The sequence below is a fragment of the Streptomyces misionensis genome, from assembly GCF_007896895.1.
GTDB classification, from domain to species: domain Bacteria; phylum Actinomycetota; class Actinomycetes; order Streptomycetales; family Streptomycetaceae; genus Streptomyces; species Streptomyces misionensis_A.
In genome coordinates, this window is record NZ_VOGW01000025.1 from 1 (window position 1) to 6,856 (window position 6,856).

Annotated in this window: 7 protein-coding genes; 1 reads left to right on the forward strand and 6 read right to left on the reverse strand. The window is 67.7% G+C overall.

The window, feature by feature from the left end; all coding sequences use genetic code 11:
* Positions 1 to 252: substrate-binding domain-containing protein (locus FRZ03_RS04035; protein WP_186785242.1), on the forward strand; the 252-nt coding region annotated here is incomplete at its 5' end.
* 65 nt (positions 253 to 317) lie between these two features.
* Here the strand turns inward: FRZ03_RS04035 and prcA are convergent.
* The 6 genes from prcA to arc form a co-directional block, all read right to left on the reverse strand.
* Positions 318 to 1,064, reverse strand: a complete 747-nt coding sequence (gene prcA, locus FRZ03_RS04040; RefSeq protein WP_146463751.1) for a proteasome subunit alpha — start codon at positions 1,062 to 1,064, stop codon at positions 318 to 320.
* 63 nt (positions 1,065 to 1,127) lie between these two features.
* Positions 1,128 to 1,973 carry a proteasome subunit beta gene (gene prcB, locus FRZ03_RS04045; RefSeq protein WP_146463752.1) on the reverse strand — a complete coding sequence of 282 codons (846 nt, stop codon included), beginning with the start codon at positions 1,971 to 1,973 and terminating at the stop codon, positions 1,128 to 1,130.
* A complete protein-coding gene (locus FRZ03_RS04050) occupies positions 1,925 to 2,530 on the reverse strand; it encodes an endonuclease VII domain-containing protein (RefSeq protein WP_146463753.1) in 606 nt (201 codons plus the stop codon). Before FRZ03_RS04050 ends, prcB begins: the two co-directional genes overlap by 49 nt.
* A 49-nt stretch (positions 2,531 to 2,579) precedes the next feature.
* A complete protein-coding gene (locus tag FRZ03_RS04055) occupies positions 2,580 to 2,798 on the reverse strand; it encodes a ubiquitin-like protein Pup (RefSeq protein ID WP_146463754.1) in 219 nt (72 codons plus the stop codon).
* 171 nt (positions 2,799 to 2,969) lie between these two features.
* Positions 2,970 to 4,481, reverse strand: coding sequence for a depupylase/deamidase Dop (dop, locus tag FRZ03_RS04060; protein WP_398659659.1), 1,512 nt, complete (start codon positions 4,479 to 4,481; stop codon positions 2,970 to 2,972).
* Positions 4,482 to 4,713: 232 nt separating this feature from the next.
* Entirely contained in the window at positions 4,714 to 6,480 is a 1,767-nt protein-coding gene (gene arc, locus FRZ03_RS04065; RefSeq protein WP_070030254.1) for a proteasome ATPase, read from the reverse strand.
* Positions 6,481 to 6,856 lie beyond the last annotated feature (376 nt).

The following is a 6,856-nucleotide window of genomic DNA, read 5'->3' on the forward strand; positions in this document are numbered from 1 at the left end:
GGCGCCTACAAAGCCGCCCGCCGCCTCGGCCTGCGCATCCCCGACGACATCTCCGTCACCGGCATCGACGACCTCGCCCTCGCCACCGCCCTCGACCCGGAACTCACCACCGTCCACCTCGACGCCGAACGCTTCGGCGAACAGGGCATGCACGCCCTCCTGGCCGTCCTCGACGGCCGCCGGCCCGACGCCGGCGACATCCCCGTCCAGCTCGCCGTACGAGGCTCCACAGCGCCCCCACGCACCCCCTGAACAGCCGCGTGCCCCGACCGCAACCACGGCCGGGGCACGCACACACGGAACGGGCGAGCGGCGGACTACTCCGCCTCCGACTCCTCGGCGCCCTCCGCACCCGCGGCGGCACCCTCCGCCTCCAGCAGCCGCGCCAGCTGACCGCCCACGATCCGCTTGAACTTCCGCTTCTGCGGACGCGTGCGATCCAGCACCGCCACCTCCAGCCGCTCCGCGGGAATCTCCCGCTCGCTGCCGTTGGTGTCCCGGGACAACGCCTGCACCGCCAGCTTCAGCGCCTCCGCCAGGCTCATCCCGTCCCGGTGCCGCTGGTCCAGGAAGCCACTGATCTGCTCCGCGTTACCGCCCACCGCGACCGAACCGTGCTCGTCCACGATCGACCCGTCATGCGGCAACCGGTAGATCTGATCACCCTCGGGGGTCTCCCCCACCTCGGCCACCACCAGCTCCACCTCGTACGGCTTCTCGGCCGCCGAGGAGAAGATGGTGCCCAGCGTCTGCGCGTACACGTTCGCCAGACCCCGCGCCGTGACATCGTCCCGGTCATAGGTGTAGCCACGCAGATCCGCGTAACGCACACCACCGATGCGCAGATTCTCGTACTCGTTGTACTTACCGGCCGCGGCGAAGCCGATCCGGTCGTAGATCTCGCTGAACTTGTGCAGCGCACGGGACGGGTTCTCGCCGACGAACACAATGCCGTCGGCATACTGCATGACCACCAGACTGCGGCCACGCGCGATGCCCTTGCGGGCGTACTCCGCCCGGTCCGCCATCGCCTGCTGGGGTGAGACATAGAACGGCGTCGACACCGGTTATCCGTCCCTTTCTGTCAGCGTCACTGTGATCACCTTCGATAACAACCGGACCCGCGCCTACAGCAGGGCGGCCCGGGGGCCGTCCGGCTCCTCCAGGCGCCGCTGGAGCACCGCACGCGACAGCTCCGAGGCCTCGTCCTCACTGAGCCGGCGGAAGCCGTCCTCGGTGATCACGGTGATGATCGGGTAGATCCGGCGGGCGACATCGGGACCACCGGTCGCCGAGTCGTCGTCGGCCGCGTCGTAGAGGGCCTGGACCACCAGCGTCGTGGCCTGCTCCTCGGTCAGGTCGTCACGGAACAGCTTCTTCATCGCGCCCCGGGCGAAGACCGAGCCCGAGCCCGTCGCCGCGAAGTTGTGCTCCTCCGAGCGGCCGCCCGTGACGTCGTACGAGAAGATGCGGCCCTTCCCCCGGTCCACGTCGTACCCCGCGAAGAGCGGCACCACGGCCAGGCCCTGCATGGCCATGCCCAGGTTGGAACGGATCATGGTCGACAGCCGGTTCGCCTTGCCCTCCAGGGACAGCTGGGCGCCCTCGACCTTCTCGAAGTGCTCCAGCTCCAGCTGGAAGAGCTTCACCATCTCCACGGCCAGACCGGCGGTACCGGCCGCACCCACCGCGGAGTACTCGTCCGCCGGGAACACCTTCTCGATGTCCCGCTGGGCGATCACATTGCCCATCGTCGCCCGGCGGTCACCGGCGAGCACCACGCCCCCGGGGAACGTCACCGCCACGATGGTGGTGCCGTGCGGGGCCTCGATCACCCCCTGGGTCGGCGGCAGCTGCCGGTTGCCCGGCAGCAGCTCCGGCTGGTGCTCGGCGACGAAGTCCATGAAAGAGGAAGATCCTGGCGTCAGGAAGGCAGCTGGTAGACGCCCGGTGCTACGAGTGTTGGCTTCCACGCGTTTCCTTCCACGTATGCAGCAGCCCGCCTTATGACCTCGGGCTGATCCTTGAACTGCCCCAGCGCCGCGTTGCAGCTGAAGCACAGTACGCCACGGACCCTACCCGTCTCATGACTGTGATCCACATGCGCGGGCGGCGCCGCCGGACAGATACAGCGGACACCCCCCTGGGAGGCGACGAGCAGATCACGCTCGGTTTCGGTGAGGCCGTACTGGCGTTTCAGGTGGTCGGCACGTCCCTCCGCGGCACGGCACGCCTTGCAGCGCGTCGACAGCCCGTCCGAAGCCGTGGCGTTGCGATGCCAGTCGCTCCAGGGCTTCACCTCGCCGCATGCCCGGCAGAGCTTGTGCCCTGACGGGACGGCCACCTTCTCCCGGGCCGTCCTGCCTTCGGCCGTCCGACGGCGCCGGTAGTGCGCGGCGCCGTACCGCGCCACGCACTCCCGGCAGTACGCCTGGAGGCCGTCGGGCCGCCTCTTGTTCCGCGCGAAGACCGCAGGAGGCAGATCCCGCCCACACTTCCCGCATTCCTTTGCGTTCGGCTCCTCAGCCACCCGATCCCCCCGCAACCTTCACTTCGAAGGCAAGGCGCCCAATTCGCCTTTACTCTCCGCCCTTTTGCACGAAGGAGCGCACGAAATCCTCTGCGTTCTCCTCGAGCACATCATCGATTTCGTCCAGGACGGAGTCCACGTCGTCGCTCAGCTTCTCGTGGCGTTCCTTGAGTTCCTCGGAGGCCTCGGCGTCCTGCGCCTGTTCCTCGACTTCCTCGGTGGAACGCGTGGCCTTCTGCTGGCCGCCGCCGGTGTCCTTGGTTGCCATAACCTCACCCCGCTCAGTTAGCCTGCCGATCGGTGATGATCAGACCCTACAAGCCGGGTCCGACATCGGCCCCGCAGTTTCTCCAACGTACGGGGGCCACTTCGATGATTCCCAAGTGGCGGGATTTCCACCCGCCGCCCGGGGCCGCACCGGGTACCCCCCTGGCCCCGCTCATCCGCCCGAAAGGACCCTGACCAGGTCTTCCGCGGTGCGGCAGCGGTCCAGCAGCTCCTTGACGTGATTTCGCGTTCCGCGTAGCGGCTCCAGGGTTGGGACGCGCTGGAGGGAGTCGCGGCCGGGGAGGTCGAAGATGACCGAGTCCCAGCTGGCCGCGGCGACGTCGTCCGCGTACTGCTCCAGGCAGCGGCCGCGGAAGTAGGCCCGGGTGTCCTCGGGCGGCTTGGTACGGGCCCTGTCGACCTCGGACTCGTCCAGCAGGCGCTTCATCCGGCCGCGGGCCACCAGGCGGTTGTAGAGGCCCTTCTCGGGGCGTACGTCGGCGTACTGGAGGTCGACCAGGTGCAGCCGGGCGGCGTCCCAGTCGAGGTCGTCGCGGCGGCGGTAGCCCTCCATCAGTTCGCGCTTGGCGACCCAGTCGAGTTCGCCGGCGAGGCTCATGGGGTCGTTCTCCAGCCGGGTGAGGGTGTCCTCCCAGCGGCTGAGGATGTCCTTGGTCTGGTCGTCGGCGTCGGCTCCGTGGCGTTCCTCGACGTATTTGCGGGCCAGCTCGTAGTACTCCATCTGGAGCTGGACGGCGGTGAGGGTGCGGCCGCTGCGGAGGGTGACCAGGCGCTTGAGGGACGGGTCGTGGGAGACCTGGTGCAGGGTGCGGACGGGCTGGTCGACGGCCAGGTCGACGGCGATGAAGCCGTCCTCGATCATGGCGAGGACCAGGGAGGTGGTGCCGAGTTTGAGGTAGGTGGAGATCTCCGAGAGGTTGGCGTCGCCGATGATCACGTGGAGGCGACGGTACTTCTCGGCGTCCGCGTGGGGCTCGTCGCGGGTGTTGATGATGGGGCGCTTGAGGGTGGTCTCGAGTCCGACCTCGACCTCGAAGTAGTCGGCGCGCTGGCTGAGCTGGAAGCCGTGTTCGTGGCCGTCCTGGCCGATGCCGACGCGGCCGGCGCCGGCGAAGACCTGGCGGGAGACGAAGAAGGGCGTCAGGTGGCGCACGATGTCCGAGAACGGGGTCTCGCGCCGCATGAGGTAGTTCTCGTGGGTGCCGTAGGAGGCGCCCTTGTTGTCGGTGTTGTTCTTGTAGAGGTGGATGGGCTGGGCGCCGGGGAGCTGTGCGGCTCGCTCGGCGGCCTCGGCCATGATGCGTTCGCCGGCCTTGTCCCACAGGACGGCGTCGCGGGGGTTGGTGACCTCGGGGGCGCTGTATTCGGGGTGGGCATGGTCGACGTAGAGCCGGGCGCCGTTGGTGAGGATCACGTTGGCGAGGCCGATGTCCTCGTCGGTGAGCTGGCTGGCGTCGGCGGCCTCCCGGGCGAGGTCGAAGCCTCGCGCGTCGCGTAGCGGGTTCTCCTCCTCGAAGTCCCAGCGGGCCCGGCGGGCCCGGTGCATCGCCGCCGCGTAGGCGTTGACGATCTGGGACGAGGTGAGCATGGCATTGGCGTTGGGGTGGCCGGGGACGGAGATCCCGTATTCCGTCTCGATGCCCATTACTCGCCGTACGGTCATGCGGCCCTCCTTGCCCGGCGGCACCCTCGGTGATGGGCGCCGCTCACGTACCGCTGGCGCTCCGGTGCGTGTGCGGTGCCCGTGCCCGCACTGCGCGACTCGGCGGTAGGAAAGAGCCTAGAACGCCTTTGCGCTGGTGGGGAGATCATTTGCGTCATTGCCTGCTCCGGTCGTGGCCAGAAAAACAGTCGGCTGCGGGTACCCGCCGTGGGCACCCGCAGCCGCCCCGCTTTTACAGGTACTGACCGGTGTTCGCCACCGTGTCGATGGAGCGTCCGGTGTCCGCGCCCTGCTTTCCGGTGATGAGGGTGCGGATGTAGACGATCCGTTCGCCCTTCTTTCCGGAGATGCGGGCCCAGTCGTCGGGGTTGGTGGTGTTGGGCAGGTCCTCGTTCTCCTTGAACTCGTCCACGCAGGCCTGGAGGAGGTGGGAGACGCGGAGGCCCTTCTGGTTCTTTTCGAGGAAGTCCTTGATCGCCATCTTCTTGGCGCGGCCCACGATGTTCTCGATCATGGCGCCGGAGTTGAAGTCCTTGAAGTAGAGGACTTCCTTGTCGCCGTTGGCGTAGGTGACCTCCAGGAAGCGGTTCTCCTCGGATTCGGCGTACATCTGCTCGACGGCGGTCTGGATCATGGCCTGGACCGTGGCGTTCTTGTCGCCACTGTGTTCGTCGAGGTCGTCGGTGTGGAGCGGGAGGCGTTCGGTGAGGTACTTGCCGAAGATGTCCTTGGCGGCTTCGGCGTCCGGGCGCTCGATCTTGATCTTCACGTCGAGGCGGCCGGGGCGCAGGATGGCGGGGTCGATCATGTCCTCGCGGTTGGAGGCACCGATGACGACCACGTTCTGCAGGCCTTCGACACCGTCGATCTCGGCGAGCAGCTGGGGGACGATGGTGTTCTCTACGTCGGAGCTGACGCCGGAGCCGCGGGTGCGGAAGAGCGATTCCATTTCGTCGAAGAAGACGATGACGGGAGTGCCGTCGCTGGCCTTCTCGCGTGCTCGCTGGAAGACGAGGCGGATCTGGCGTTCGGTTTCGCCGACGTACTTGTTGAGGAGCTCGGGGCCCTTGATGTTGAGGAAGAAGCTCTTGCCGGCGGCTTGGCCGGTGACTTCGGCGACCTTCTTGGCCAGGCTGTTCGCGACGGCCTTGGCGATGAGGGTCTTTCCGCAGCCGGGGGGGCCGTAGAGCAGGACGCCCTTGGGCGGGCGCAGCTCGTGCTCCTTGAAGAGGTCGGGGTAGAGGTACGGCAGCTCGACGGCGTCGCGGATCGCTTCGATCTGGTTGCCGAGGCCGCCGATGGCTTCGTAGCCGATGTCGGGGACTTCTTCGAGGACGAGTTCCTCGACCTCGCTCTTGGGGACGACTTCGTAGACGTACCCGGAGCGGGGTTCGAGCAGGAGTGCGTCGCCGGGCCGGATGGTGACGTCGAGGAGAGGTTCGGCGAGCCGGACCACTCGTTCTTCGTCGGTGTGCCCGAGGACGAGGGCGCGTTCGCCGTCCTCCAGGAGTTCCTTGAGGGTGACGATGTCGCCGACGCGCTCGAACTCCATGGCGTCGACCACGTTGAGCGCTTCGTTGAGCATGACTTCCTGGCCGCGGCGCAGTTCGTCGAGCTCCACGCTGGGGCTGACGTTGACGCGGAGTTTGCGGCCGCCGGTGAAGATGTCGGCGGTGCCGTCCTCGTTGGCTTGCAGGAAGACTCCGAAGCCGGCCGGCGGCTGGGCGAGCCGGTCGACTTCCTCCTTGAGGGCCACGATCTGGTCGCGGGCCTCGCGCAGGGTGTTGGCCAGCCGTTCGTTCTGGGCGGACACGCCGGCCAGGTTGGTCTGCAGCTCGACGATCCGCTCTTCGAGAATCCTCGTGTGTCGCGGAGAGTCGGCGAGCTTGCGTCGCAGGACGGCGATCTCCTGCTCAAGGTAGGCGATCTGCCCGGACGGGTCTTCGGACCCGCGTCCCGGGCGGATGCCGCGGTTCATGTCGTCGTCGTGGGCTGCCACGGTCCTCACCTCCTCCAAGGGGAGCTGGACGCTTCCAGACCCTACCTGGGTGGGTGTCGATTGAAACCCCTAGATCACAAAGACTGTCAAGGTGTGTCGTCGGTCACCCGGCGCACACTCCCTCGCACGGAGGGGATACCCACTCAACGTGATGGGGAAGCAGCTTGTTCCATGGTTGGCGTGGTCGAAACCCTTCGGGAGTGGCCGGAGTTGTCGGCTCCGGCCGGGGTGGGCCCGTGTGCGGGCAGGCCGCAGGGCGCTCGTGCGGTCTTCACGCAGAGCGACGGTGGGGCCTGGCGGTGTCACCGCGGGCTTGGCTGGAAGTGTTCGCCCCGGGTGTGGGGCGTCCTGTCCCTGGTCGAGCGCTCGTACCCGA